This window comes from Erwinia sp. 2186 (assembly GCF_057812255.1).
Map to the genome: position 1 here is coordinate 3,498,295 of NZ_CM173824.1, position 23,958 is coordinate 3,522,252.

Sequence of the window (23,958 nt, forward strand, 5' to 3'; positions counted from 1 at the left end):
TTAAAAACAGGTTTGGTCCTCAGCCCGCGGGAGTTTGCGCCTCCGCCTTTTGCAGCGACTCTTCCGCTGGCTCATCATCCGATTCATCATTATCATAATTTCTTCGTAAGCGTTTGCTCACCAGAAACACCGGCGTGGCAAGGAACAGTAACAGGCTTCCGGCCATGCCACAGACCAGCAGGCTGATACAGCCGGTAATCCCTTCACCCGCGGTAAGCCCCGCCACCACTAGCGACAGGATAAAGAAGAACGACAGCGTCAGGCTGACTGGCCAGATATTGGTGATATCCATATCGCTGAGCGCCATTTTCACCGGTTTTTTGGCCGCTTTTTCCGCCAGTTTTTCCGCTTCAATCGCCTCTTTAACCGCATTCAGATCGACACAAGGCGCAATAAAGTCTTCCGCGGGTTGCGGATGATACAGCGCATCGAAAATACGCTCGACCGGCGGAAATGTCACTGGCCAACTGCCGCTGTGCACACCATAGGTGGTTAATGCTGGCAGGGTGATGCGCGGCCATTGAACCGGTTGAAGATAACGGTCGTTAAACACCACCCAACTCTGCCGCGTCTGGCCTTTGGTGACGTGATAAAGACGGAAACGGTCGGCCGGAGGATAGTTCAGATTACTCACCCGTGCGGTGATAAAGGGGATATGCCGCAGACGACAATAGTTCACCCGGCTTTGGCCCTGTGCAGCCAGCAGCAGCCCAAGTGAAGGCAGGAAATACCATGAGGTACTCTCCGCAGCCATCGGACCGTCCAGGTGCTCAAGGAGTTTTGTTTCACTGGTGGCGCTCAAATGCTCTGGCCACCAGCGCCAGCTGCGCCCAATGACCCGCTCCGTCGGCACGCGGAAAATGCCCAGCGGTTCGGTTTCCGCCGGCAGCCTGGCGAAGGGAAAAATTTTGCTGAAAAAGGTCAGGGCATCATCCGGCCCGTCCCATTCACCGCTGGCTTCAAGGCCGTGAAGGTTGGCCGTCAGTTCTCCCCAGCCTGTTTTCCCGAGCATATCGATCTGATATTTGGTGTCCGCCAGGCGTTTTCCTAACCGCAGTATTTCCTGCGGGATCCCCTTAAGCGGCAGCTCGGGGAGCGTCGGCACCTGAATCTGTTCATTTTCCATACTGCATACATCCCCAAAGGCAATTGCCCACAGACCTGTTTAATAAAAAGGATAATTAACCGTGTAACGCAGAAGGCGTTTGAGAAAGGTGTTGGGTGGCCTGCGCCGAAAATGGGGCAAATCGACTTAAGGTCGTTTGTTATTTTTATTGCCGGTCGAAATTTGGCTTTAGTCAAAAAATTAAATACTATCAAGGTGATAGTATACTTAGCAAAGGTGTTTTTTGGCAACAGCCTTGGATGAGATTACCGGGTGCAGGGCGGGATTCGCGAATAAAAGGAGCCGATAAACGGCTCCAACTGATAACGATTTCAGCGAGCTAGCGATAAAACCTGGCCGCTGGTTAAGGCCATTGTATGGCTGAATGACGCAGCCAGATTGACATCCTCGGGCGTATACACCGCAATGCCCTGTTGCTCTGCAGCCAGCGCCACCGAGCCGTAGAAGTGATTTTCTCCCACCGCGTCTGGATGGGTGAAGACCGCCAGAACCTCAATCCCGGCCTCGATCAGCGCCTTCAGTCCGGCGCAGCCCATGTCATGATAAGCAAAGACGATCGCTTTCATCAACGCTCACTCCCTCAATCAGCGGCAGCTTGCAAGAATGTCATCAGACGGCACATATTCTTTGGTCTCGGTCCCCGTGAGCCCCAGCAGGGTGGAGAACAGATTATCCTGAGAATAGTTGTTGTTCGCCGCCTCTTTCTTCAGACAGGTCTCATTAATACCAAAGCGTTTTTTGTAATCTTCCGACAGCCAGATCAGCATCGGCACATGCTTTTGTTGAACCGGCGCAATGGCATACGGCATACCGTGCAGATAGACGCCACTTTCACCCAGCGACTCGCCGTGGTCGGACAGATAGACCAGGCTGGTAGTGAAATTCGCATCGTTCTGCTTCAACACCGTGATGGCTTTATCGACAATATAATCGATATACAGAATGGTGTTGTCATAGGTATTTACCAGCTGCTCGCTGCTGCAGGTCTGGATCTCGTTCGTATCACAGGTTGGCGTGAACTTACGGAAGCTGGCAGGATAACGATGATAGTAGGTCGGGCCATGGCTACCGATGGTGTGCAGCACAATGACGCCGTTGCCTTTCAGATTTTTAATATAATCCTCGAGCTTATTAAACAGGATCTCATCGTGGCACTCACCCTCAATGCACATGCCGGGTAAATCCAGGCTGGTGACATCTTCATGGGGAACACGATCGCAAGCCCCTTTGCAGCCGCCATCATTTTCTTTCCACAAGACGTTAATTCCCGCACGCTGAATCACATCCAACAGGCCTTCCTGATGACTGGCCAGTTCTTCATCGTAATGGGCTCTGGGCATATTCGAGAACATGCACGGCACGGAAACCGCGGTGGCGGTGCCACATGACGTCGTATGAGGGAAATAGAAGACGTTATCTTTCGCCAGCAACGGGTTGGTATCACGGCCGTAGCCAGATAACGAGAAATTATCGGCACGCGAGGTTTCACCGAGCACCAAAATGGTCAGGGTCTTCTTCGGGCCGGCCAGCATTTTTGGATTTTGTTTCGCATCTTCGCCTATTTTCACCAATGGCAGATTATCCAGCTTGTGGTGAGAGTAATAAGAATAGGACGCGACGATGCTGTTGGAAGGCGATAGCGATTTCACCAGCTCTTTATCGTTACGGAATAACGAGGCGTAATCTTTATAAAAGAAGGTGGCAACGAGGGCAATCAACGCCACTGAGACCACCAGGCTAGCCAGACGAAAAACCAAGCTCTTCCACACCGGCTGCGTTTTTTTGATTTTTATCCAAAACGCCACAATCACCATCAACAGGCCAAGGACCAGGATGGCGAATAACAGTTGCGGGGTCACTAACGCCAGCGTCTCGGAAGGCGTGGTGTCCAGCATATTGGTGATCATTGAACGATCGATGATAATCCCGAAATTCATAATGAAATATTGGGCTGATGCTGAGACCAGAATAAAAATGGCAATAAGAATGCGGTCGAGCCATATAAAAGAGGCAATGGTTAGCAGGATATTAATCACGCTAAATGCCACCACCGGCATCGATAAAAAGACCAACACATTATGGAATGAGGTCAGCGGCAGGTTGGCCAGCACCTGCCGGTAATAGGCAATATTGAGGAATACGGCGATATAAACGGAAAACAATATCAGGAAGGCAACCCGACTGAGCGTGGGCCGTTTCAGAATCGATGACAGTGACATAAACAAAGCAGGTCCGGTGAACGTCAGAAATTATTGCAGCAGTATGACATTTTTAAGATTAGGACAACCTTAAGCATTTTAATTTTCTGGACCTGAGACTCACGACAAAAACGTTATATGGTCTGGCGAATGGGGGCAAAGGCCTGCCCTTACAGGCAGGCCAGCAAGCTTACACCACGTTCTGCAACAGCAGGCAGCCGATTAAGCCGCACAGCGAAATCACCGTTTCCAGGCCGGACCACGCACGAATGGTTTCGCCGATAGTCAGGTTGAAATACTCTTTGAACAGCCAGAAGCCGGGATCGTTAACGTGCGAGAAGATCACGCTACCGGAACCAACCGCAATCACCATCAGCTCAGGGCTGACGCCGGTGGTGGCGATAATCGGGGCGACAATGCCACCGGCAGTAATCGCCGCAACGGTTGCAGAGCCCAGCGCAATACGCAGCGCGGCGGCAATCGACCAGGCCATCAGGATTGGCGAGATGGTACTGCCTTCCATCATGCCGGCGATGTATTTATCCACGCCACTGTCGACCAGCACCTGCTTGAAGGCCCCGCCACCGCCGATAATCAACAGCATCATGGCGATGATTTTGATTGAGTCGGTCAGCGTCTGCATCACTTCATCCATGGTGCGGCCGCGGTTCAGCCCAAAGGTGAAGATCGCAATTAACACCGCAATCAGCGTTGCCATGATTGGGTCACCAAAGAACTCGGCATAGGCCAGCAGCGGATGCCCTTTTGGCAACACCATCTCAGCAACTGCACGCAACGCCATCAGCACCACCGGGACTAACGCGGTCCAGACGCTGACGCCAAACCCTGGCATCTCGGCTTCGGTGAAGGTTTTCTTGTTATACAGACCTTCCGGGATTGGCTTATCAATGCTCTTCAGGAAACGGGTGTAGACGGGGCCCGCCAGGATTACCGTAGGGATCCCCAACAGCGTACCGAACAGCAGCGTTTTCCCCATATCCGCGTGGAACAACGTGGCGATAGCCGTTGGGCCCGGGTGCGGAGGCAGGAAGCCATGGGTGACGGACAGCGCCGCCGCCATCGGCACGCCAACGTAGAGTAAAGGTACGCGCGCAGAAGCCGCGATGGTCAGCACCAGCGGCAACAGCAGCACAAAGCCCACTTCATAGAACAGCGCGAAGCCGACGGTAAACCCGGTCAGCACCACCGCCCATTGAATGTGTTTGGTGCCAAATTTGGCAATCAGCGTGGTGGCAATGCGCTGCGCACCGCCACAGTCCGCCAGCAGTTTGCCGAGCATCGCGCCGAAGCCCATAATCAGTGCCAGGCTGCCCAGCGTGCCGCCGACGCCAGCTTTGATCGAACCAATCACTTTGTTAACAGGCATTCCCTGCATCACGCCGACCGCCAGTGCGACCAGGATCAGGGCAATGAATCCATTCAATTTCAAGCGGATCATCAGCAGCAGTAACAGCACTACGCCAATCGCAACGATGACTAATGGCATAAATATTCTCCGGTGTGTGGCCCGGATGCGTCATCAGGGTCACATTAATTTTTCCCGCCTTGCTCAGGGCGTGACGGGTATCAGTGTCAGGGTAATCAGGCATAACTCACGAGGTGTTACCGGGAACATGTTAACGGTAACATCCCAACGCTGATATGCTCCGGCAGCGGGAAATTTACATTTTGAGATGAAGATCAAACTTTTGACACATGGCGCTTCGAGGGGATTTTTCCACTTACTTTGCGCATAGTTACGCTATGCCGTTGCTGTTAATCTGTTTTTCCTCGTCGTATGCAAAGGATCGCCAGATATGAAACTTCATCACGCCACCCTCCCGGATGCAGAGCAACTCTCATCGGTTGGCACGCGTAGCTACTACCACCACTTCGCCAGTCTGTGGCATAACCCTGCGGAGATGGATGCGTTTGTCCAAAGCCAGTTCTCCATTGAATCGATCACCCGTAGCCTGCAAAAACCCGATACTGACTGGTTCTGGATAGAAGTGGCTGGGGAAGCAGTCGGCGTCTGTCTGGTGAACTGGGCCTTGCCGGTGGCAGAAAACCAGCCTGACGGCGCTTACCTCAATAAGATTTATATCTTGCCGGAACACACCGGGAAGGGTTATGGCGCAGGCGTTTTCGCGCACATTGAAGCGCTTTGTCGGCAAAAACAGAAAGCTTACTACTGGCTGGAAGTATTGAAGGAGAATCCCGGCGCCATGCAATTCTACCAACGCCAGGGATTTACCTTTTTAAGGGAAGAGCTGTTTACCAGCCCCAGTCAGCAAAGCGTGGTGTATATCATGATCAAGCGGTTGTCTTAGGCAGGGTCGGCCGTTTGTGGAGTCACACAACGGCTGACCACATTTTGACCCAAAACAAGAAAACGCGTTTTTCGTAAGGGATAAACGTAACAAAATGATTCTATGTGAATCAAAATAAGAAATTAAGGTTTAACATTTACACGGTTTTTCATACCAAGTGATGACGCAGGGAAACCTGACCATTGTTGATAACATTCGGCGGGTGAATATTTAATTTCAAACACCCTTTAAAATAACAATAAAATAACATACCCCTTTTCGGAGTGATGTTTTTTCTGATTAATTTCCCATTTGTGCGCTTGTTCGAGGAATTGAATCTCTAAAAAGTTATAGCAACGCGCTCATACATAATTAAAAGTCGCGCGCTTTTTTACAATACGTCGCCCTTCCCTCTCCCCGACGGCGGCTGCAAAAAGCCCTTCCGGCCCGAAAGACACAGTATTCTTACATTGCGGCATCATTCGGCTACTCTTATTTAACAGCGCGTCAAAATATTTTAACCTGATGATGAAACAATTCATCGCAAAGATCCGCGCTGTTATAGGCAGATTTCCTATTACTGTAGCTACTCCTTCACCTGATTTGGTCTCAGGATCAATCCTTCGATGAAATACCCGTTTAGCGGCGGCAGAATGTAGCCCGCTTGTTAAATGTCGGTAAATAAAAAAGAAAGGCAGTTTTTTATTATGTTAGATCGAGGTAAGCAATGTTTGGATTAGATGCGTTCCACCTGGCAAGGATACAGTTCGGGTTTACCGTTTCCTTCCATATCCTCTTCCCGGCCATCACTATCGGCCTCGCCAGTTTCCTGGCGGTGTTGGAAGGGCTATGGTTGAAAACCAAAAACCCGGATTATCGCGACCTGTACCATTTCTGGTCAAAAATCTTCGCCGTTAACTTTGGCATGGGCGTGGTGTCCGGCCTGGTCATGGCGTATCAGTTCGGCACCAACTGGAGCGGCTTCTCGCAGTTTGCCGGCAGTGTGACCGGTCCGCTGCTGACTTACGAAGTGCTTACCGCGTTCTTCCTCGAAGCGGGCTTCCTGGGCGTGATGCTGTTCGGCTGGAACCGCGTGGGTCCGGGCCTGCACTTCTTCGCTACCTGTATGGTGGCGTTGGGCACCCTGATCTCGACCTTCTGGATCCTCGCCTCGAACAGCTGGATGCAGACCCCGCAGGGTTATGCCATTCAGAACGGCATTGTGGTCCCGGTTGACTGGTTCAAGATTGTCTTTAACCCGTCCTTCCCGTTCCGCTTGCTGCATATGTCCACCGCGGCGTTCCTCGCCAGCGCCTTCTTTGTTGGCGCTTCTGCGGCGTGGCACCTGCTGCGTAAAAACGACACGCCGGCAATCCGTAAAATGCTGTCGATGGCCATGTGGATGGCGCTGATCGTTTCGCCAATTCAGGCGATGCTGGGCGATGCCCACGGTCTGAACACCCTTGAGCATCAGCCGGCGAAGATTGCCGCGATTGAAGGTCACTGGGAAAACCCACCGGGTGAGCCAACGCCGTTGGTGCTGTTCGGTATTCCCGACATGGAACAGGAAAGAACCAAGTATGCGGTTGAAATTCCGTATCTGGGCAGCCTGATCCTGACCCACAGCCTGCACAAGCAAGTGCCTGCGCTGAAGTCATTCCCGAAAGAAGATCGTCCTAACTCGACCATCATCTTCTGGTCGTTCCGCGTGATGGCCGGTCTGGGCATGCTGATGGTGTTCCTTGGCTTCGCCAGCCTGTGGCTGCGTTTCCGTAACCGTCTTTACACCTCTCGTCCGTTCCTGTGGTTTGCACTGGCGATGGGTCCATCAGGTCTGATTGCACTGTTGGCGGGTTGGTTCACCACTGAAATCGGCCGTCAGCCGTGGGTGGTTTACGGTCTGCTGCGCACCAAAGATGCGGTATCTGCCCATGGCGATCTGCATATGAGCATCAGCCTGATTGCCTTTATCGTGGTCTATATGTCGGTGTTCGGCGTGGGTTATACCTACCTGTTCAACCTGATCAAGAAAGGCCCGCAACCGGGTGAAGGTGACCACACGCCAGACGGCGGTCCGGGTACCCATCACACCCCTTCACGTCCGCTGTCAGCCGTGCAGGAAAAATTAAATTCGCCGGAAGAGGGGAAATAACGTGGGTATCGATCTTCCTGTAATCTGGTTCACCATCATCGTCTTCTCGACCCTGATGTATATCGTGATGGATGGTTTCGACCTGGGTATCGGCATCCTGTTCCCGTTCAATAAGGACGCCACCGAGCGCGACATGATGGTTAACACCGTCGCACCGGTGTGGGATGGTAACGAAACCTGGCTGGTGCTGGGCGGTGCAGCACTTTACGGTGCCTTCCCGCTGGCTTACGCGGTGATCATTGACGCACTGTCCGTGCCGCTGACCGCCATGCTGATTGGTCTGATCTTCCGTGGCGTGGCGTTTGAATTCCGCTTTAAAGCCACTGAAGAGCACCGTCCGTTCTGGGATAAGTCGTTTATCGTCGGCTCTTATCTGGCCACCTTCAGTCAGGGTGTGGCGCTGGGCGCGATCATCAACGGTTTCAGCGTGACCAACCGTGCTTACAGCGGCCCGGAACTGGGTTGGCTGACGCCGTTCTCACTGTTCTGCGGTCTGGGTCTGGTTGTGGCGTATGCACTGCTGGGCAGCACCTGGCTGATCATGAAGACCGAGAGCGAGCTGCACCGGAAGATGACGGCACTGGCTAAGCCGATGTTGCTGGCGCTGCTGGCGATCATCGCCGTGGTCAGCATCTGGACACCGCTGGAGCATGCCAACATCATGCAGCGCTGGTTTACCCTGCCGAACCTGTTCTGGTTCCTGCCGGTCCCGGTGCTGGTGCTGCTGGCTTCGTGGGGACTGTTGCGTTCCCTGAAGCGCCATGCTCACTACTCGCCGTTCCTGCTGACGCTGGCGCTGGTGTTCCTGGGCTTTACCGGCCTCGGCATCAGCATCTGGCCGAACATTATTCCGCCGTCCATCACCATCTGGCAGGCGGCCTCACCGCCGCAGAGCCTTGGCTTTATGCTGGTCGGTGGCCTGCTGATCATCCCGGTGATCCTGGTTTACACCTTCTGGAGCTACTACGTGTTCCGTGGGAAAATCAAAGCAGACGAAGGCTACCATTGATTTAACGGCAATCTGATAACCACAACAGAGCCGGGTGCAGGCGGGCAGTTAAGCCACCGGCACCCGGCATACTGCGGGATATTTTGGAGACACGATGATGATTGAAGCACAACACACACAGCAGGCGGTCAAACCGCGAGCGTGGAAACGCGTACTGTGGATGGTTGCCATTTACGCGGGTAGCGTAATGGCACTTGGCGTGGTGGCGATGCTGTTCCGCGTGATGATGACCGCTGCTGGCATGAAGTCACATTGAACCTCTGATTGCCAGTTATTTGCGAAGGGCCGACATTTGTCGGCCCTTTTTCTTTACAGAAGTCATAAATAGTCACATAACCGAGGCGGCATAAGGCGCAGGATGGTCTAAGCTTTTAACGTTCATGAGGAAATCATGCCATCAAGAAGGAGACAGTATGAGTTTATTAGATAAAGCATCAGACAAAGCTGACGAAGCGCTGGGTAAAGGTCAGGAGCAATTTGGTAAAGCTGTCGATTCTCCCGAGCATGAGTTCAAAGGCCGTGTGCGCCAGGGCGCAGCTAAAGCCTCTTATGCCGTTGACGACGCCCTGGATTGCGTAAAAACCAAGACGCAGGACGCCCCGTTTGTCTCGCTGGCGATTGCCGCTGGCGTGGGCTTCCTGGCCGCGAAGATTTTTGGTCGCCGCTAATCAGCCCGCAGCGTCGCCTCGCGACGCTCTGAAAATAAAAGGCCGACATTTTCGGCCTTTTTTTCTGCCCGCTATTCCCCTTCCTGCCCCGCTTTTCCCTGTCGTTACGGCTGTCGCGATGGCTAAATTGTGATCCGATTAAAACTTCTATAACTCATTACTACCAGGCTAATAATTTCAGCACTAATTAGAACACCTTTCCCGCCAATTAATGCTTTCATTCCGTCTGTTAAGGCCGTCATTCCCGGCTTATGTCAGCACGTCCCCCCTGAACAGATCCCCTGAGCAGGAGAAAATGCTTAACAAAGCAGCGTGGCCGCGACGCACCCTGTCCAATAAATAACCTTTTGGACAGCGCTATCACTATAAGAAAGAAGGTGTTTCACATGAAAAGCAAGCAACCAAAAACCACGTTAAAAAGATCGGTGGCGTTCTGTGGTTTAGGACTGATGTTGGCGTCAGGATCTGCACTGGCAGATTTCGCGCCGCTCAGTATGGATTCTCCCTACGCATTTGGTGACTGGGAGGGTTCCCGCACCCAGCTGAAAAATGACGGTGTGGATTTCCAGGTGAATTACACCATGGAATCCGCCAGTAATTTCTCCGGCGGCTATAACCAGTCAACCAGCGCGCGTTATACCGACCAGTGGGCGTTCGGGACCACCCTGGATCTGGAAAAACTGCTGAACTGGAATGACACCCAGTTCCAGACGACTATCACCAGCCGTAACGGTCAGGACTTAACGCAATATATTAACGATCCGCGTTCGGGTGGCCTTTCCTCAGTGCAGGAAGTGTGGGGACGAGGACAAACCTGGCGCCTGACGCAGTTCTGGTTGAATAAAGGCTTCTTTGATCATGCGGTAGAAGTGAAAGCGGGACGGGTCACGGTTGGTGAGGACTTCGACTCCTTTGACAGCAACTTCCAGAACCTGGCGTTTGGTAGCGGCCAGGCGGGTAACTGGCGTGGCGACCGCTGGTATAACTGGCCGGTCTCCCAGTGGGGCGGACGCGTGAAGTTTAACTTCACGCCAGAGCTGTTCTTCCAGGTGGGTTTCTATAATCAGACGCCGTCGAACTACGATACCGGTAACGGTTTCCGCCTCGATACCAGCCCAACGCTGGGGAATATGGTGCCGGTGGAATTGGGCTGGAAACCGGCGCTGGGCGCCGACAAATTGCCGGGTAATTACCGCGTCGGGATGTACTACTCCTCGGTACGCGGCGATAACTACAGCAGCTACAACGAGGGACAGTACGGCGAAGACAACCACTCTTACGGCGGCTACCTGCTGTTACAACAACAGCTGACCGCGATGGAAGGCGACAACACGCGCGGTTTAGGCGTGACGGTTCAGGCCGTAATGAACGACCAGAAAACCTCTAAGACCGACAACTATCAGTCCGTCTCCTTCGTCTGGAAAGGACCGTTTGATGCCCGTCCGAAAGATGAGATCGGGGTCGGTGCCGCGCGTATTCACGTCAACAATGATTACGGCAATATGCTGCGCAAAACCAACCAGGAAAACGGGGTTAACGATTACGACAACCCAACTTACCTGCCGATCCAGAGTGGATCCGAATATAACTATGAGATCTATTACAACGCTCAGGTCACCAACTGGCTGAAACTGCGTCCAAACCTGCAGTACGTGGCTTCTCCAGGTGCGGTCAGTGAAGTGAAAAATGCCTTCGTTGGCGGTATCAGCGCCAATATCAACTTCTGATCCTCGCGCGTCAGGCGGATCGTTCGATCCGCCTGCTCTTCATCCCTGCATCAACATCGACATAACTCACCCGCAAACATCAGCCCTGACTAGCGTAGCTGTGCGCGTGCTGTGTAAAAGCGGCGGTAGGCGAGATAGCCCGCAATAATCGTGGAGATGCTGGCCGTCCCCAGCAGCATAAAGGTCACCATGATCTGGTATTTGATCGCTTTAACCGGATCGATACCGGCAAAAATCAGCCCGGACATCATGCCCGGCAAGCTGACCAGCCCCACGGTTTTAGCCGCATCAACCGTTGGGATCATCGCCGCACGAATGCTGTCGCGGATAAGCCTTCCCGACGCGGTTTTGATTGACGCGCCCAGGCTCAACATCTCCTGGATTTTCTGCCGGTTGTCGGTAAAGCGCTGGTTCAGATTGCTGTAACAGAGCCCCACCGCCACCATCGCATTACCGGCAATCATCCCTGAAATCGGGATCACCTGCATCGGCATAAACTCAATCGAGCCACTTAACACCAGGATCACCAGCGTCAACGTGGTGCTGACGGTAATGGCGATAAAGGAGAGCATAAAGGCATTGCCAATATTGCGGCTGCGTTTACGGGCGTTGAGGGCCGCATTGACACAGATAAACAGCACCATCAATACCGTCAGCCAGCGGTTGTTGAGGTCGAAAATATACTTGAGAACGTATCCGACAATAATCAGCTGAACGATCGCCCGGGCGATACTCCAGACAATGTCTTTCTCCAGCCCGAGCTTCTCTTTCTTACTGACCAGCAGCGCAATCAGCACCAGAATCAGCGCCAGGCCGAGGGATTCGTTGCTAATATTATGCTGATTCATCTGTGCCCTTCCTGACCGGTGGCTGAAGCGTCACCACGCGTTGCGCCTGATTGATCTCGGTGGTGTCATGGCTAATCCACATCACCGCCACGCCCTTATCTTTCACCAGCCCGGCAACAAGCTGATTAATCGCCTGCTTATTTTCCTCATCCAGTGCGCTGGTGATTTCATCCAGCAGCAGCACATCCGGCAGGAATTGCAGATTGCGCAGTAACGCGACCCGCTGCTTTTCTCCGCCGGAGAGCTGTTCGGTTTTTTTGGTCAGCATCTCCACCGGCAGATTGACCTTTTTCAGCCAGTCTTTCAGCTTTTCGCTGTCGACCTTTTTCTGGCGGATTTGCCACGGCAACGCAAGATTGTCATACACCGTGTCGCCAAACAGCGCCGGGGTCTGGAAGCAGTAAGAGACCTGCTGACGATAGCTTTCCGGCTTAAGTTCGTTAATGCTGCGGCCCTTAAACTGAATATCGCCGGTGGTGGGTTCGAGCAGGGAAGCGATGATTTTGAGTAGCGTGCTTTTGCCGCTGCCGGAGGGCCCGGTCAGCAGCACAAATTCACCTTGATTCAGCTGTAGCGAGACGGGGGCCAACAACGTGGTGCCATCCTGCACATAGCTAACGTCCTGCACGTCCAGCAGGAGAGAAGTTCGCGACATAATGAGTCAACCTGATGTGAAATTTAACCCCAGGATAATAACGTGATAAGGCGATAAATTTTCGCCTTTTTATCGTTTACGCCGCCCGCAAACGCACCGCTATGGCCCTGGCTGAACGCCATTATCGCTCAGGCGGGATCGGCCGAGGGTCGTCACCAGCGCCTTCAGGCATTTCCTGATACCTTCCATCCCACGCCCCGGACGTTCTTGATCGCTTTCGTGCCGAATTTCTTACGCAACGCATGAATAAAAAATTCCACTGCGTTGCTCTCAATCTCTTCACCCCAGCCGTAAATCTTCTCCTCCAGTTCGCTGCGCGACAGCAACGTCCCCGGGCGGATCAACAGCGCCTGCAGCAAGGCAAACTCACGGTTGGAGAGCCGGTAAACCTCGCCCTTTTCCACGTCGCAGGCCTCATGGCTGGCGGGATCGAGCCGGATAATGCCGTTACTCAGCACCGGGCCACAGTGGCCTTCTTTACGCCGCATGACCGCGCGTATTCTTGCCAGCCACGCTGTCATGTCGAACGGTGCGATCACGAAGTCATCCGCGCCCGCGTCAAGCCCGCGCAGCCGGTCTTCCAGCGCGTCGCGGGCGGTGATAATCAGCAGCGGCAGCATATTGCCTTTATCGCGCAAGCTACTGATTACGCTAAAGCAATCGTTGCCTGGCAGCCGCAAATCCAGCAGCACCAGGTCATAACGTGGGATCGCAAGCGTGGCGATAGCCTCGGTGCCGCTGCGCACCCAGTCCACCGCGTAGCGGGCTTCTTTTAGCGCTTCAACAACCGCTTCACCCATTATGGCGTCATCTTCTACCAGCAATATTCGCATGCTGTTCTTCCCGTCAGTGTGAATCGACTGCGTCCCTTGGCCAGCATATCAACAGTAACCCGCTAAAAATCAGCGCCACGCCTGCCAGTTTTCCCCACTGAAAGACTTCATTGAAGGCAGGCAAAATCAGCGCTGCCGCCCACACCAGCACGTAACTCAGGCTGAGCAGCGGGTAAGCTTTACTCAGGGCGATGCGTCGCAGCGCCAGCAGCCAGCACAGCATGGAGCAGGCATAGGCCGCCAGCCCGGCGAACAACGCGGAGGCGGCGAAGGGCCAGCTCAGCAAGGCGCTAAAAAAGGCTGATGGCTCGCCCACTGAAGGCAGAGACATCATTGACCAGCGCAATAACAGCTGCGCCCCGCTGACCAGCAGGACGCTGCACAGTGCCCATAAAATGCCCATCAGGTATAGGCTCCCATCACCACCACACCCGCCACAATCAAGCCGATGCCCAGCCAGTGGCGGAAAGGAACGGGTTCTTTCCACAACCCGCGTGCCGCCAGCACCACAAAGATAAAGTTCAGGCTCAGCATCGGATACGCCACCCCGACCGGCACGCTTTGCAGCACCACCAGCCAGATCACCATCGCCACGCCCAGCAGCAGCACGCTTAACCCCAGCCAGATCAGCAGGTGGCCTTTCCCCTTTTGCAAACCATGATGCGCAGCCTGCTTCTGGCACAGTTGCCCGCCGCAACTCAGCAGGCTGGCCAGCAGGATCAGCAGCAGACTCATGGCGTCTGACCGTAACGGAACAGGGCTAACCGGCCCTGCCGGTAACTGAAATCGGCTTTGGGCAGCTCTTTGTCCGGATCCTGATTGCGGGACAGCGACAGCACCAGCGTCACATCGCCCATGCGGCGATGCGCTGCCAGCCAGGCCGGGAAGTCGGCTCCGCTGACAAACTTATCGCGCGCGTCCGGGTAGCTCAGCCCGTACTGCACTTCGCCCGGCTGATCGTACAGAGTGATATCGCTGCGTTGCATCTCCCACGCCAGGCCAGAAGCAATGCCGGGGTTATTCGCCAGCAGATAACGGCTGCCGGCAATATCGCTTTTGATCGCCCGGATAAATTGCTGAGGCTGTTTGGCATCCATCACGCCTGACGGGATCGCCTGGCCGATCACCAGCGCCAGCACCAGCGGGCACAGCGCGGCCAGACCCCAGCGTGCCTGTGGCGCTTTCAGCGTTAACCCACCGCACAACGCCCAGAATGCGAAGGCCGCAGCGGCCAGCAGCACTTTGATCACTTCGTGATGACCGTAAACCGGATGCTTCGCCAGCCCCCACGGTGCCAGGAAACCGAGCACGGCGACCGTCAGCACCAGACCAAACGCCAGATTTATCCAGCCATTGATTTTTAACGCCTGGCCGTTGCCTGACATCATGCTCATCGCCTGACGCGCCATCAGGATCGCCAGCGGCGCAAAGCATGGCAGGATATAGGTTGGCAGCTTGCCTTTGGCGATGCTGAAGAACAGCAGCGGCATCACCACCCAGCTCAGCAAATACAGGCTGCCGCGGCTACTCTGGCGATCCTGCCAGCCTGAACGTAAGGCAGACGGCAACAGGGCCAGCCAGGGCACGCAGCCCATAACCAGTACCGGCAGGTAATACCAGAACGGCGCTTTATGCTGCGCGTTGGCTTCGGCAAAGCGCTGGATATGTTCCACCCAGAAGAAATAGTGCCAGAAGTCCGGTTCGCTTTTGGCGATAGCCATCGCCCAGGGCGCACTGATTAACGCCGCACCGACGATGGCCAGTGGACCAAAGCACAGCAACGCTTTGAAGCGACGCTGATGAATCGCCCAGGGCAGAATGGCAATCACCGGCACCGCCAGCGCCAGGAAGCCCTTGGTCATAAAGCCCATGCCGCAGGCAAACCCGAGCAGCAGCCAGCTCAGCACTTTTTTGCCGGTGGTCGTCGCTTCCGTTGCCAGCCAGTAGCTGCACATGGCGGCGACCAGCCACAAGGTGATCATCGGATCCAGCACCGCATAGGTGCCGATGCCGTACACCAACAGACAGGTAAGGAAAATGACGCCAGAGACCATCGCCGTAGCACGATCGCGCCACAGGCGGAACGCCAGCCAGGTGACCATCAGCGCGGTCAGGGTAATGGAGAAAACGGAACCAAAACGCACGGCAAAATTGTTATGACCAAAAATCAGCTGACTGAGGTTGTTGATCCAGTAACCGGCAATTGGCTTTTCGAAATAGCGTAAATCAAAGAAGTGCGGCACCACCCAGTTACCGCTGACCAACATTTCACGGCTGATCTCCGCATAGCGGGTCTCATCAGGCTGCCATAACGCCCGAAATTCCAGTGGGACCAGGTAATACACGGCAAATAACGCCAGAAGGAGAAAGCCCTTTCTCGTCATAGTCATAAAAAATTACTCGGTTAATTGCTGGCATCCCAGCCATCCTTCACGACCGGGGAGGCTACCCCGAACAATTTTTCCTGTTGGCAGGCTGTTAAGATCGTCAGGTAAGAGCTCACTCAGCGGGCAAAACTGAATCCCCTCCTGGGCGGCCAGCGTCAGCAGATCGCTGAACAGGGTGCTCATTACGATCCCCTCCACTTCCGCATGGATGGTATAAACGGGTGTGCCCTGATCCTGCTTAATCCGATCGATAATGAACGCATTGAAGTCTTCTTTGCTCACCGTGGAGCCGACCACCTCATCCCAGGTGGGCAGGGTCACCGGGATCTGCACCGTACCGGCAGTGCCATCACTTAACAGCGGACGAAACGGCGTGGTTCCCCGGCAGTCGCTGTTGTAATGAAACTGGAACGGCTCCTTCGCATTCACCACCCGTTGGTCAGCGCGCCATCCGGCGACCGCTGAACAGGTCACCGGCTGTTCGGTAATCACCGCCAGCGCATCCTTTCCCAGACGGATTTGCTGCGTGAGCTGTGCCGCAGGCCAGACGCCCGCCCAGGTTTGCCAGGCAAAGTGATCCCAGGCATGCAGGCCGACTTCGTGGTGATCGCTGGCGGCGCTGACGATCTCCGCCAGCCCGCGTCCGATCTGACGGCCCGGCCAGGCGGTGCCCGCCAGCAGAATATCCCAGCCATACAGCGAGGCGGCGTTCGATCTCAGCATCTTCCACAGAAACCTGGGCTTCAGCAGGCGCCACAGGTGGCGCCCCATGTTGTCGGGTCCAACGCTGAAGAAAAAAGTGGCCTGAGTGCGATGCAAACTGAGGATTTCCAGCAGCTTTGGCACGCCATCCCGCGTGCCCCGCCAGGTATCGACATCTATTCGAAGGCCGACTTTCCTCATTTTTTCTCTTCCGGCACGTCCAGTTCGACCGTTCTCAGGAAGAAGTCCAGCGTGGCATCGATGGTTTTATCCATGGTCACTTCCGGCGTCCAGCCCAGCAGGCGACGGGCGTTACGGATTGCCGGCTTGCGGTGCTCAACGTCCTGATAGCCTTTGCCGTAGTAGCTGCTGCTTTCCACGTCGCGGAAACCGGCAAACGGCGGGAAACGATCGCGCAGTGGATGGCGCTCAAAGCTGGCCAGCAGCTGTTCCGCCAGCTCTTTGATGCTTGCTTCGTTATCCGGGTTACCAATGTTGATGATCTGTCCGTCGCAGTTATTGTCTTTGTTTTCAATAATGCGGAACAGCGCCTCAACGCCATCACTGATATCGGTGAAGCAGCGCTTCTGCTTACCGCCGTCCATCAGTTTGATCGGCGATCCTTCCACCAGATTGAGGATCAGTTGGGTGATCGCCCTGGAACTGCCAATGCGCGCGGCGTTCAGGTTATCCAGGCGCGGGCCCATCCAGTTAAACGGACGGAACAGGGTGAAGCGCAGCCCTTCTTTGTCGCCATAGGCCCACAGCACGCGATCCAATAGCTGCTTGGAAACCGAGTAGATCCAGCGCTGTTTGTTGATCGGCCCCACCACCAGATTCGAGGTGTCTTCATCGAAGTTCGGGTCATCACACATGCCGTACACTTCAGAGGTGGACGGGAAGATAATGCGTTTTTTGTACTTAACGCAGTCGCGGATGATCTTCAGGTTCTCTTCGAAATCGAGCTCAAAAACCCGTAACGGATTACGCGTGTACTCAATCGGCGTGGCGATGGCCACCAGCGGCAGGATCACGTCGCATTTTTTGATGTGGTATTCAATCCACTCCGAATGGATGCTGATATCCCCTTCGACGAACTGGAAGCGCGGATGGCCGATAAAGCGGCTGATGGCATCGGAGCCAATATCCAGGCCGAAAATATCGAAGTTATCGTCCTGCAACAGGCGCTCGGTCAGGTGGTTACCAATAAAGCCGTTAACGCCGAGGATCAGCACGCGCGTGCGGCGTTTCACTGCCGAAACCGGTTTGTTGGTCAACAGCGCCTGGTTTACCAGACCCAGAGTTTGTGCCAGCTGCGAGCCCTGCATGTAAACGCCGTTTTCGCTCTGTCCGGTCATCACTTCCAGCGCACCTTCACCACAGGCCACCACCAGCGGATTCACTGACAGTACGGTTCCGGCTTTGGCGGCAGGCAGATCGTGACGCACTTTGCCTTTCCAGATAATGAATTTGGCCGCGCCAACGTAGCCAAACGCACCCGGCCACGGATCGGTCACCGCACGCACCAGGTTGTTGACCACTTCCGCCGGTTGCGACCAGTCGATACGGCCATCGTCCGGCGTACGGCGTCCCACCACGGTAGCCTGCGTATTGTCCTGAGCACGTTCGCTGATCTGACCATTTCTCAGCGCTGGCAGGCAGTCCGCCAGCAGATGTTCAGCGGCGGCATTCAGTTTGCGGTGCAGTGTCAGCGCATTATCGTCGGCCGAAATGCTGACTTTATCCTGCGCAATAATGGCGCCGGCATCGGCACGGGCCACCATACGGTGCAGCGTCACGCCGGTTTCCGTTTCACCGTTGACCAGCGCCCAGTTCAGCGGCGCGCGGCCACGGTATTTTGGCAGCAGAGAACCGTGCAGGTTAAACGCGCCTTTGGTCGCGATGCTTAACAATTGATCGCTTAGCAAGTTACGGTAATAGAAAGAGAAAATGACCTCCGGCGCCATGGTTCTGATGCGGTCAACCCACAGCGGATGGTTGACATCCTCGGGCGCATACACCGGGATCCCCTGCTCTGCGGCGGTACGGGCAACGGAGGCAAAAAAGTGGTTCTCGTTAGATGAATCGGCGTGGGTAAAAATCGCTTCAATTTCATAACCGGCATTCACCAGCGCATTGATCCCAATGCAACCCATATCGTGATAGGCAAAAACGACAGCTTTCATTATTGGTCTTCCTCAGAGCGGACAGGCGCGGAGGAGTTAACTACGCGCTGGATAAAATAGCGTGGACGGGCACGGACATCGTTGTAGATACGTCCGATGTATTCCCCTAACAGCCCCATACCGACAAACTGCGCACCGATAAAAATAAACAGCACGGCAAACAGCATAAACACCCCGTCTCCGGACCACTCCGGGCCAAAGAAGAGACGTAAAACAATCAGTAACAGTGACAATGCAAAGCCGGCCAGCGCGATCAGGCTGCCAAACACGCTGAGCATCCGCAGCGGCGTGGTGGTCAGGCAGGTGACGAGGTCATACATCAGATTGATCAGCTTCATCAGGCTGTATTTGGAATCACCAAATTCACGCTCGGCGTGCAGCACCGGAATTTCAATCGCCCGACGGGCAAAGGTGTTGGCCAGAATGGGAATAAAGGTGCTGCGCTCGTGGCAGTTGAGCATCGCGTCAATGATGTGACGGCGGTAGGCGCGCAGCATGCAGCCGTAATCGCCCATCGCCTTACCGGTGGTGCGTTGAATAAGGTTGTTGATCAGCCGGGACGCGCGTTTACGGAACCAGCTGTCCTGGCGATTTTGCCGCACGGTGCCGACCACGTCGTAGCCTTCCTGCGCTTTCGCCACCAGCCGCGGGATCTCTTCCGGTGGGTTCTGCAGATCGGCGTCCAGGGTGATAATTAAATCCCCGCTGACGTGGTTGAAACCGGCCATGATCGCCGAATGCTGGCCGTAATTACGGTTAAGCAGCACCGCGACAACATGGCTGCCCGGTGCTTCCGCCGCGGCGGTCAGCATCTCCGGTGAACGGTCGCTACTGCCGTCGTCCACCAGCAGGATTTCCCACTCCATTGACAGCTGGGAGCAGGCTTCAGAGGTGCGCCGGATCAGCTCCGGCAGACTGTCCTGCTCGTTATAGACCGGGATTACGACGGAGACTTTGTTAATGGGTTGATCAGCGGTCATGGTGTTTCTCAGCAATTTCATGCAGCGCGGCAATAACCCGGCTGACATCGTCATCGGTCATCGTTGGGAACAGCGGAATTGAACAAATGCGCTCGGAGTTCCATTCTGTTTCGGGCAGCGACAGTTCAGGGAAACGGTCCCGGTAATATTTCTGCGTATGCGCCGCGCGGAAATGCAGGCCGGTGCCAATCTGGCGATCCTTCAGTTCCTGCATCAGCTGGTCGCGGCTCAGGCCGCAACGGGCGGGATCAACGCGCAGAATAAACAGATGCCAGGCGTGCTGATGGTCGTAGTCAGGTTGCGACAGCGGCAGGAAAGGCGTGTCGGCCAACTCCTTCAGATAACGTTCTGCGATTGCCTGACGGCGGGCATTCAGCGTTGGCAGCTTGGCCAACTGCACCAGCGCGATGGCGGCGTTGATATCGGCGAGGTTGTATTTGTAGCCGGGCGCGATAACTTCCGCCTGCGGCGCGCGGCCATGGGTCTGGCGGTCAAAGGCGTCCACGCCAAGACCATGGAATTTCAGGCTGCGAATACGGTTGGCCAGCGCTTCGTTATCGGTGACGACCAGGCCACCTTCGGCGCAGGTCATATTTTTAATGGCGTGGAAGGAGAAGATCGCCGTGCCGCTGTTACCAACATGGCGTCCTTTGTAAAAGGTGCCTGCCGCATGCGCCGCGTCATCAATCACCGGGATGCCGTAGCGTTTGCCCAGCGCATGGATGGCATCGATATCCGCCGGCGCACCGGCATAGTGAACCGGCACGATGGCTTTGGTACGGGGAGTTATCGCCGTTTCGATAAGCTCAGGGGTAATCATCAGGCTGTCGCGATCGATATCAATCATGACCGGCTCAGCGCCGAGCAGCGCAATCATATTCAGCGTGGACACCCAGGTCAGCGACGGGGTGATCACTTCATCGCCACTGCCAATGCCCAGCGCCATCAGGGTGACATGCATCCCGGCGGTGGCCGAGCTTACGGCTATCGCGTGTTGGTTGCCGGTCAGTTGGCAAAATGCCTGTTCCAGCTGCTGATTCTTAGGTCCAGTCGTAATCCAGCCAGAGTTCATGACTTCGCCAACCGCGGCCAGTTCGGCCTCGCCCATCGCCGGGCGAGAAAAAGGGAGAAATTCAGACATTGGTAAAATTCCTTTAACAATAACCCTAAAAAACTTTAGCAGAACGTGCGCCAACTGCGCCTAAACCAAACGCTAATACCTTGAAATTTAATCGTCGTTTAACCAGGCCACGCCTGTCTGTCTGCGGATAGCATTGGCAAGCCCGTTGTTATCAAGCGCTCAGCAACAGTGGAAAATGACTGTATCAGAGTCAGAATGTCCATTAATCAACATTTGCTGAACGATATAGGAGATTCCTTAGCTAAAAATTAAGATTGTTCGAGGCGTGAGAATTTAGTCAGGAAATCAGTTGCGGGGTTTAGGTTGGGTTTACTTTCGCGAGGCAATTGCGGGCAGCGGGGGGAATTCAGGCACGGGAAAAAAATGAAAACTTAAGGTTGCCTTCATCTTTCTGCCCTTTTTTTTGCCAAAAAAAAGACGCCTGCATTGCGCAGACGTCCTTATTATTGGCCTTCCCTGATGAACGGGGAAGATTGGGCGAACCGGGGTTCGCCCTTATCAAGGATTACTTGGCATCATCCGGCAGCGCATAAGCAACGATATAGTCGCCCAGCTTGGTGCCGAAGGAACCATGACCACCCGCAGCGATCAGCACGTACTGCTTGCCGTTCACTTCGTAGGTCATAGGAGTTGCCTGGCCGCCCGCTGGCAGACGCGCTTCCCACAGGGATTTACCGTTAGTCACGTTGAACGCACGCAGATAGTTATCTGCCGTTGCGCCAATGAACATCACGTTACCCGCTGTAGAGATTGGTGCGCCCAGCATTGGCATACCCATTTTGAATGGCAGTGGAATTGGTGAGCTGTCACGAACGGTACCGATGCGTTTTTTCCACACGATATCGTTAGTTTTCAGGTCAACCGCAGACACATAGCCCCAGGCCGGTTGCTTACAAGGGAAGCCCAGTGGTGACAGGAACGGGTTCAGGGTCACGCCGTATGGCACGCCATACTGTGGCTGAACGCCGGTTTCTGTACCGCTACCGCCTTTGTCGTTGGCATCTGGCCACAGTGGGTTGTTTGGACCACGTGGGATCAGACGGGAAACAAACGGCAGCGCCATTGGGTTGGTCACGGCGATCTGGCGATCGGTATCAACAGAGATGCCGCCCCATTCGAACATGCCCAGGTTACCCGGGAACACCAGCGTGCCCTGCTCTGAAGGCGGTGTGAACGGACCTTCATAACGCAGGCTGTGGAACATCACGCGGCAGATCAGCTGATCGTAAATCGTTGCGCCCCACATGTCCGCACCGGTCAGGTTTTTCTTCGGACGGTAGGTCAGCTCAGAATACGGCTGGGTGGGTGACAGACGGTCGCCTTTCGCCGGGCCTTGTGGCACTGGCGTTTCTGGTGCAGGAACCACTTCTTTACCGGTACGACGGTCCAGCACAAAGATGTTACCGGTTTTCGCCGGAACATAAATCACCGGCACTTTGTTGCCGTTTTTGTCGTTGATATCCGCCAGGGTCGGCTGAGCCGGTACGTCCATATCCCACAGATCGTGGTGCACGGTCTGGTAGAACCACGCCAGCTTACCGGTGGTCGCGTTCAGCGCCAGCAGGCCAGAAGCGTAACGCTCCATTTCCGGGGTACGGTTGCCGCCCCAGATATCCGGCGTCGCCACGCCGATTGGCAGGTAAACCAGATCCAGCTTGGCATCATATGACGCCGGTGCCCATGAGTTCGGTGAGTTAGCCACATAGTGCTGATCTTCACCCGGCAGGACATTCGGGTCTTTAGCGCCGGTATCGAAGGCCCACAGCAGCTTACCGCTGTTGACATCGAAACCACGGATCACGCCAGACGGCTCTTTGGTTGAGTAGTTATCGGTTACGGCACCGGCCACCACAATCACCTTGTCGGTGATGATTGGCGGAGAGGTTGGCTCGTAAGCACCGGCACGGGCGTTAGGCATGTTCTGCTGAAGGTTCAGCTTGCCGTTTTCGCCGAATTCCGGGCACAGCGCGCCGGTTTCCGCGTCCAGCGCGTACAGGTGACCATCGTTAACCGGCAGGATGATGCGACGTGCGCACATGGCAGGCTTGGTGCCTGCTGGCAGCGTTGCCACATCCGGCGTCTGGTAGTAAGACACACCGCGACAGGTCACGTGCTGGAAGGACGGATCGGTTTTCAGCTGTGGATCAAATTTCCACTTCTCTTTACCGGTCGCTGCGTCCAGCGCGAACAGGATCTGGTGCGGCGTACACAGGTACAGGGAATCACCAATTTTGATCGGCGTGACTTCATCAGTCAGTTCGCCTGGATCGGTTGGGCGCTTCATGTCACCGGTACGGAAGGTCCATGCTTCCTTCAGCTGGCCAACGTTCTTGTCGTTGATCTGCGTCAGCGGCGAGTAACGCGTACCGCCTTGGGTACGGCCATAAGCCGGCCAGTCACCGGCAGCGATGCCGTCGCCAGACTTCTCAATGTTCGCCGCTTGCTCCGGGCTCAGGGAACCGTTGATTTCCTGCGGATCGTTGAACACCGAGTAAGCCAGCGCAATCACCGTTACCACCAGTACCAGGCTCAGTGCGCCACGGGCAAATTTGCCCTGGCTCAGACCACGGTAAACAAACGGCAGCACCAGCCACAGGCCGAGGAAGAAGGTGACGTCCAGACGTGGCGTCAGTGCCCAGAAATCGGACCCCACTTCCCACAACGACCAAATCAGCGTTGCGATCAGGAATACCGCGTACAGCAACAGCGCTGATGAGCGGCGACGGAACAGCAACCAGGCAACAACCAGTTCAATCACACCAGCGATGATGTAATAGAACGAGCCGCCAAGCTTGGCCAGCCAGATACCGCCAACCAGCAGGTATAACCCGCTGAGGACGGCAAACACAGCCGTAAGGATCACGAGGATTCGTGATAACGGTGCTTTACTTTGCATAGTATGGACCTTACCAAAATTTAACGTCTTCGATTTAGATCGTATGCTAAATCGCAAAAAACACCCGGTTTAACCATCTTATCCATCCGGTGTTTTGTACCCGCCGTCTTGCGTTGGCAACACGGCAGGCTGTGCTGGATT

At 54.9% G+C, this 23,958-nt stretch carries 20 protein-coding genes and 1 pseudogene; 6 read left to right on the forward strand and 15 right to left on the reverse strand.

Annotated elements, in window-relative coordinates:
• Nucleotides 1–19: 19 nt before the first annotated feature.
• From ACXKZG_RS16290 to gntT, 4 genes and pseudogenes are all read right to left on the reverse strand, one after another.
• Complete coding sequence (locus ACXKZG_RS16290; protein WP_488875146.1) at nt 20–1,126, reverse strand: hypothetical protein; 1,107 nt, start codon at nt 1,124–1,126, stop codon at nt 20–22.
• Nucleotides 1,127–1,503: 377 nt separating this feature from the next.
• A pseudogene (locus ACXKZG_RS16295) lies at nt 1,504–1,692 on the reverse strand (hypothetical protein); the annotation flags it as partial.
• Nucleotides 1,693–1,710: 18 nt separating this feature from the next.
• Nucleotides 1,711–3,345 (reverse strand): phosphoethanolamine transferase EptA, encoded by a 1,635-nt coding sequence (eptA, locus tag ACXKZG_RS16300; RefSeq protein ID WP_488875147.1) that lies wholly within the window; start codon nt 3,343–3,345, stop codon nt 1,711–1,713.
• A gap of 169 nt (nt 3,346–3,514) precedes the next feature.
• Nucleotides 3,515–4,831, reverse strand: coding sequence for a gluconate transporter (gntT, locus tag ACXKZG_RS16305; protein WP_053146165.1), 1,317 nt, complete (start codon nt 4,829–4,831; stop codon nt 3,515–3,517).
• A 310-nt stretch (nt 4,832–5,141) separates the two neighbouring features.
• Here gntT and ACXKZG_RS16310 point away from each other — a divergent pair, with 310 nt between their 5' ends.
• The 6 genes from ACXKZG_RS16310 (at nt 5,142) to ACXKZG_RS16335 (ending at nt 11,189) form a co-directional block, all read left to right on the forward strand.
• The gene (locus tag ACXKZG_RS16310) at nt 5,142–5,654 is read left to right on the forward strand and encodes a GNAT family N-acetyltransferase (protein ID WP_134823688.1); all 513 of its coding nucleotides are present in this window, start codon (nt 5,142–5,144) and stop codon (nt 5,652–5,654) included.
• A 706-nt stretch (nt 5,655–6,360) separates the two neighbouring features.
• Nucleotides 6,361–7,785, forward strand: a complete 1,425-nt coding sequence (locus ACXKZG_RS16315) for a cytochrome ubiquinol oxidase subunit I (RefSeq protein WP_013201252.1) — start codon at nt 6,361–6,363, stop codon at nt 7,783–7,785.
• 1 nt (nt 7,786) lies between these two features.
• Nucleotides 7,787–8,794: a cytochrome d ubiquinol oxidase subunit II gene (gene cydB, locus ACXKZG_RS16320; protein WP_488875148.1), complete on the forward strand. Its 1,008-nt coding sequence runs from the start codon at nt 7,787–7,789 to the stop codon at nt 8,792–8,794.
• Nucleotides 8,795–8,891: 97 nt separating this feature from the next.
• A complete protein-coding gene (locus ACXKZG_RS16325; RefSeq protein ID WP_013201250.1) occupies nt 8,892–9,050 on the forward strand; it encodes a DUF2474 domain-containing protein in 159 nt (52 codons plus the stop codon).
• 157 nt (nt 9,051–9,207) lie between these two features.
• Nucleotides 9,208–9,462, forward strand: coding sequence for a CsbD family protein (locus ACXKZG_RS16330; RefSeq protein WP_013201249.1), 255 nt, complete (start codon nt 9,208–9,210; stop codon nt 9,460–9,462).
• Nucleotides 9,463–9,848: 386 nt separating this feature from the next.
• On the forward strand, nt 9,849–11,189 hold the full coding sequence (locus ACXKZG_RS16335; RefSeq protein ID WP_346595052.1) for a carbohydrate porin: 1,341 nt from the start codon (nt 9,849–9,851) through the stop codon (nt 11,187–11,189).
• 89 nt (nt 11,190–11,278) lie between these two features.
• On the opposite strand, the gene fetB is transcribed toward ACXKZG_RS16335, so the two are convergent.
• The 11 genes from fetB to ACXKZG_RS16390 all read right to left on the reverse strand — a co-directional run bounded on the left by fetB (nt 11,279) and on the right by ACXKZG_RS16390 (nt 23,817).
• Complete coding sequence (gene fetB / locus ACXKZG_RS16340; protein WP_013201247.1) at nt 11,279–12,037, reverse strand: iron efflux ABC transporter permease subunit FetB; 759 nt, start codon at nt 12,035–12,037, stop codon at nt 11,279–11,281.
• Nucleotides 12,024–12,692, reverse strand: coding sequence for an iron efflux ABC transporter ATP-binding subunit FetA (gene fetA, locus ACXKZG_RS16345; RefSeq protein WP_013201246.1), 669 nt, complete (start codon nt 12,690–12,692; stop codon nt 12,024–12,026). Before fetA ends, fetB begins: the two co-directional genes overlap by 14 nt.
• A 164-nt stretch (nt 12,693–12,856) precedes the next feature.
• Nucleotides 12,857–13,525 (reverse strand): response regulator, encoded by a 669-nt coding sequence (locus ACXKZG_RS16350; RefSeq protein WP_488875149.1) that lies wholly within the window; start codon nt 13,523–13,525, stop codon nt 12,857–12,859.
• A gap of 13 nt (nt 13,526–13,538) precedes the next feature.
• Nucleotides 13,539–13,928, reverse strand: coding sequence for a 4-amino-4-deoxy-L-arabinose-phosphoundecaprenol flippase subunit ArnF (gene arnF, locus ACXKZG_RS16355; RefSeq protein WP_488875150.1), 390 nt, complete (start codon nt 13,926–13,928; stop codon nt 13,539–13,541).
• Entirely contained in the window at nt 13,928–14,260 is a 333-nt protein-coding gene (gene arnE / locus ACXKZG_RS16360; protein WP_488875151.1) for a 4-amino-4-deoxy-L-arabinose-phosphoundecaprenol flippase subunit ArnE, read from the reverse strand. Before arnE ends, arnF begins: the two co-directional genes overlap by 1 nt.
• Nucleotides 14,257–15,915 (reverse strand): lipid IV(A) 4-amino-4-deoxy-L-arabinosyltransferase, encoded by a 1,659-nt coding sequence (gene arnT / locus ACXKZG_RS16365; protein WP_488875152.1) that lies wholly within the window; start codon nt 15,913–15,915, stop codon nt 14,257–14,259. Before arnT ends, arnE begins: the two co-directional genes overlap by 4 nt.
• A gap of 6 nt (nt 15,916–15,921) precedes the next feature.
• Nucleotides 15,922–16,815, reverse strand: a complete 894-nt coding sequence (gene arnD / locus ACXKZG_RS16370; protein ID WP_488875153.1) for a 4-deoxy-4-formamido-L-arabinose-phosphoundecaprenol deformylase — start codon at nt 16,813–16,815, stop codon at nt 15,922–15,924.
• Nucleotides 16,812–18,800, reverse strand: coding sequence for a bifunctional UDP-4-amino-4-deoxy-L-arabinose formyltransferase/UDP-glucuronic acid oxidase ArnA (gene arnA / locus ACXKZG_RS16375; protein WP_471720423.1), 1,989 nt, complete (start codon nt 18,798–18,800; stop codon nt 16,812–16,814). The genes arnD and arnA overlap by 4 nt, the downstream gene beginning before the upstream one ends.
• Nucleotides 18,800–19,780 (reverse strand): undecaprenyl-phosphate 4-deoxy-4-formamido-L-arabinose transferase, encoded by a 981-nt coding sequence (gene arnC, locus ACXKZG_RS16380; protein WP_134823679.1) that lies wholly within the window; start codon nt 19,778–19,780, stop codon nt 18,800–18,802. The genes arnA and arnC overlap by 1 nt, the downstream gene beginning before the upstream one ends.
• Entirely contained in the window at nt 19,770–20,921 is a 1,152-nt protein-coding gene (gene arnB / locus ACXKZG_RS16385; RefSeq protein WP_488875154.1) for a UDP-4-amino-4-deoxy-L-arabinose aminotransferase, read from the reverse strand. The genes arnC and arnB overlap by 11 nt, the downstream gene beginning before the upstream one ends.
• Nucleotides 20,922–21,426: 505 nt before the next feature.
• Nucleotides 21,427–23,817 carry a glucose/quinate/shikimate family membrane-bound PQQ-dependent dehydrogenase gene (locus tag ACXKZG_RS16390; RefSeq protein WP_346565846.1) on the reverse strand — a complete coding sequence of 797 codons (2,391 nt, stop codon included), beginning with the start codon at nt 23,815–23,817 and terminating at the stop codon, nt 21,427–21,429.
• Nucleotides 23,818–23,958 lie beyond the last annotated feature (141 nt).

Bases quoted from the DNA above. Each gene is read 5' to 3' on its own strand.
- arnD (WP_488875153.1), bottom strand. From the start codon at position 16,815: ATGAGGAAAGTCGGCCTTCGAATAGATGTCGATACCTGGCGGGGCACG.
- ACXKZG_RS16315 (WP_013201252.1), top strand. From the start codon at position 6,361: ATGTTTGGATTAGATGCGTTCCACCTGGCAAGGATACAGTTCGGGTTT.
- arnC (WP_134823679.1), bottom strand. From the start codon at position 19,780: ATGACCGCTGATCAACCCATTAACAAAGTCTCCGTCGTAATCCCGGTC.
- ACXKZG_RS16290 (WP_488875146.1), bottom strand. From the start codon at position 1,126: ATGGAAAATGAACAGATTCAGGTGCCGACGCTCCCCGAGCTGCCGCTT.
- fetB (WP_013201247.1), bottom strand. From the start codon at position 12,037: ATGAATCAGCATAATATTAGCAACGAATCCCTCGGCCTGGCGCTGATT.
- ACXKZG_RS16335 (WP_346595052.1), top strand. From the start codon at position 9,849: ATGAAAAGCAAGCAACCAAAAACCACGTTAAAAAGATCGGTGGCGTTC.
- ACXKZG_RS16350 (WP_488875149.1), bottom strand. From the start codon at position 13,525: ATGCGAATATTGCTGGTAGAAGATGACGCCATAATGGGTGAAGCGGTT.
- ACXKZG_RS16330 (WP_013201249.1), top strand. From the start codon at position 9,208: ATGAGTTTATTAGATAAAGCATCAGACAAAGCTGACGAAGCGCTGGGT.
- fetA (WP_013201246.1), bottom strand. From the start codon at position 12,692: ATGTCGCGAACTTCTCTCCTGCTGGACGTGCAGGACGTTAGCTATGTG.
- arnT (WP_488875152.1), bottom strand. From the start codon at position 15,915: ATGACTATGACGAGAAAGGGCTTTCTCCTTCTGGCGTTATTTGCCGTG.
- ACXKZG_RS16310 (WP_134823688.1), top strand. From the start codon at position 5,142: ATGAAACTTCATCACGCCACCCTCCCGGATGCAGAGCAACTCTCATCG.
- ACXKZG_RS16390 (WP_346565846.1), bottom strand. From the start codon at position 23,817: ATGCAAAGTAAAGCACCGTTATCACGAATCCTCGTGATCCTTACGGCT.
- ACXKZG_RS16325 (WP_013201250.1), top strand. From the start codon at position 8,892: ATGATTGAAGCACAACACACACAGCAGGCGGTCAAACCGCGAGCGTGG.
- arnA (WP_471720423.1), bottom strand. From the start codon at position 18,800: ATGAAAGCTGTCGTTTTTGCCTATCACGATATGGGTTGCATTGGGATC.
- gntT (WP_053146165.1), bottom strand. From the start codon at position 4,831: ATGCCATTAGTCATCGTTGCGATTGGCGTAGTGCTGTTACTGCTGCTG.
- arnB (WP_488875154.1), bottom strand. From the start codon at position 20,921: ATGTCTGAATTTCTCCCTTTTTCTCGCCCGGCGATGGGCGAGGCCGAA.
- eptA (WP_488875147.1), bottom strand. From the start codon at position 3,345: ATGTCACTGTCATCGATTCTGAAACGGCCCACGCTCAGTCGGGTTGCC.
- arnE (WP_488875151.1), bottom strand. From the start codon at position 14,260: ATGAGTCTGCTGCTGATCCTGCTGGCCAGCCTGCTGAGTTGCGGCGGG.
- arnF (WP_488875150.1), bottom strand. From the start codon at position 13,928: ATGGGCATTTTATGGGCACTGTGCAGCGTCCTGCTGGTCAGCGGGGCG.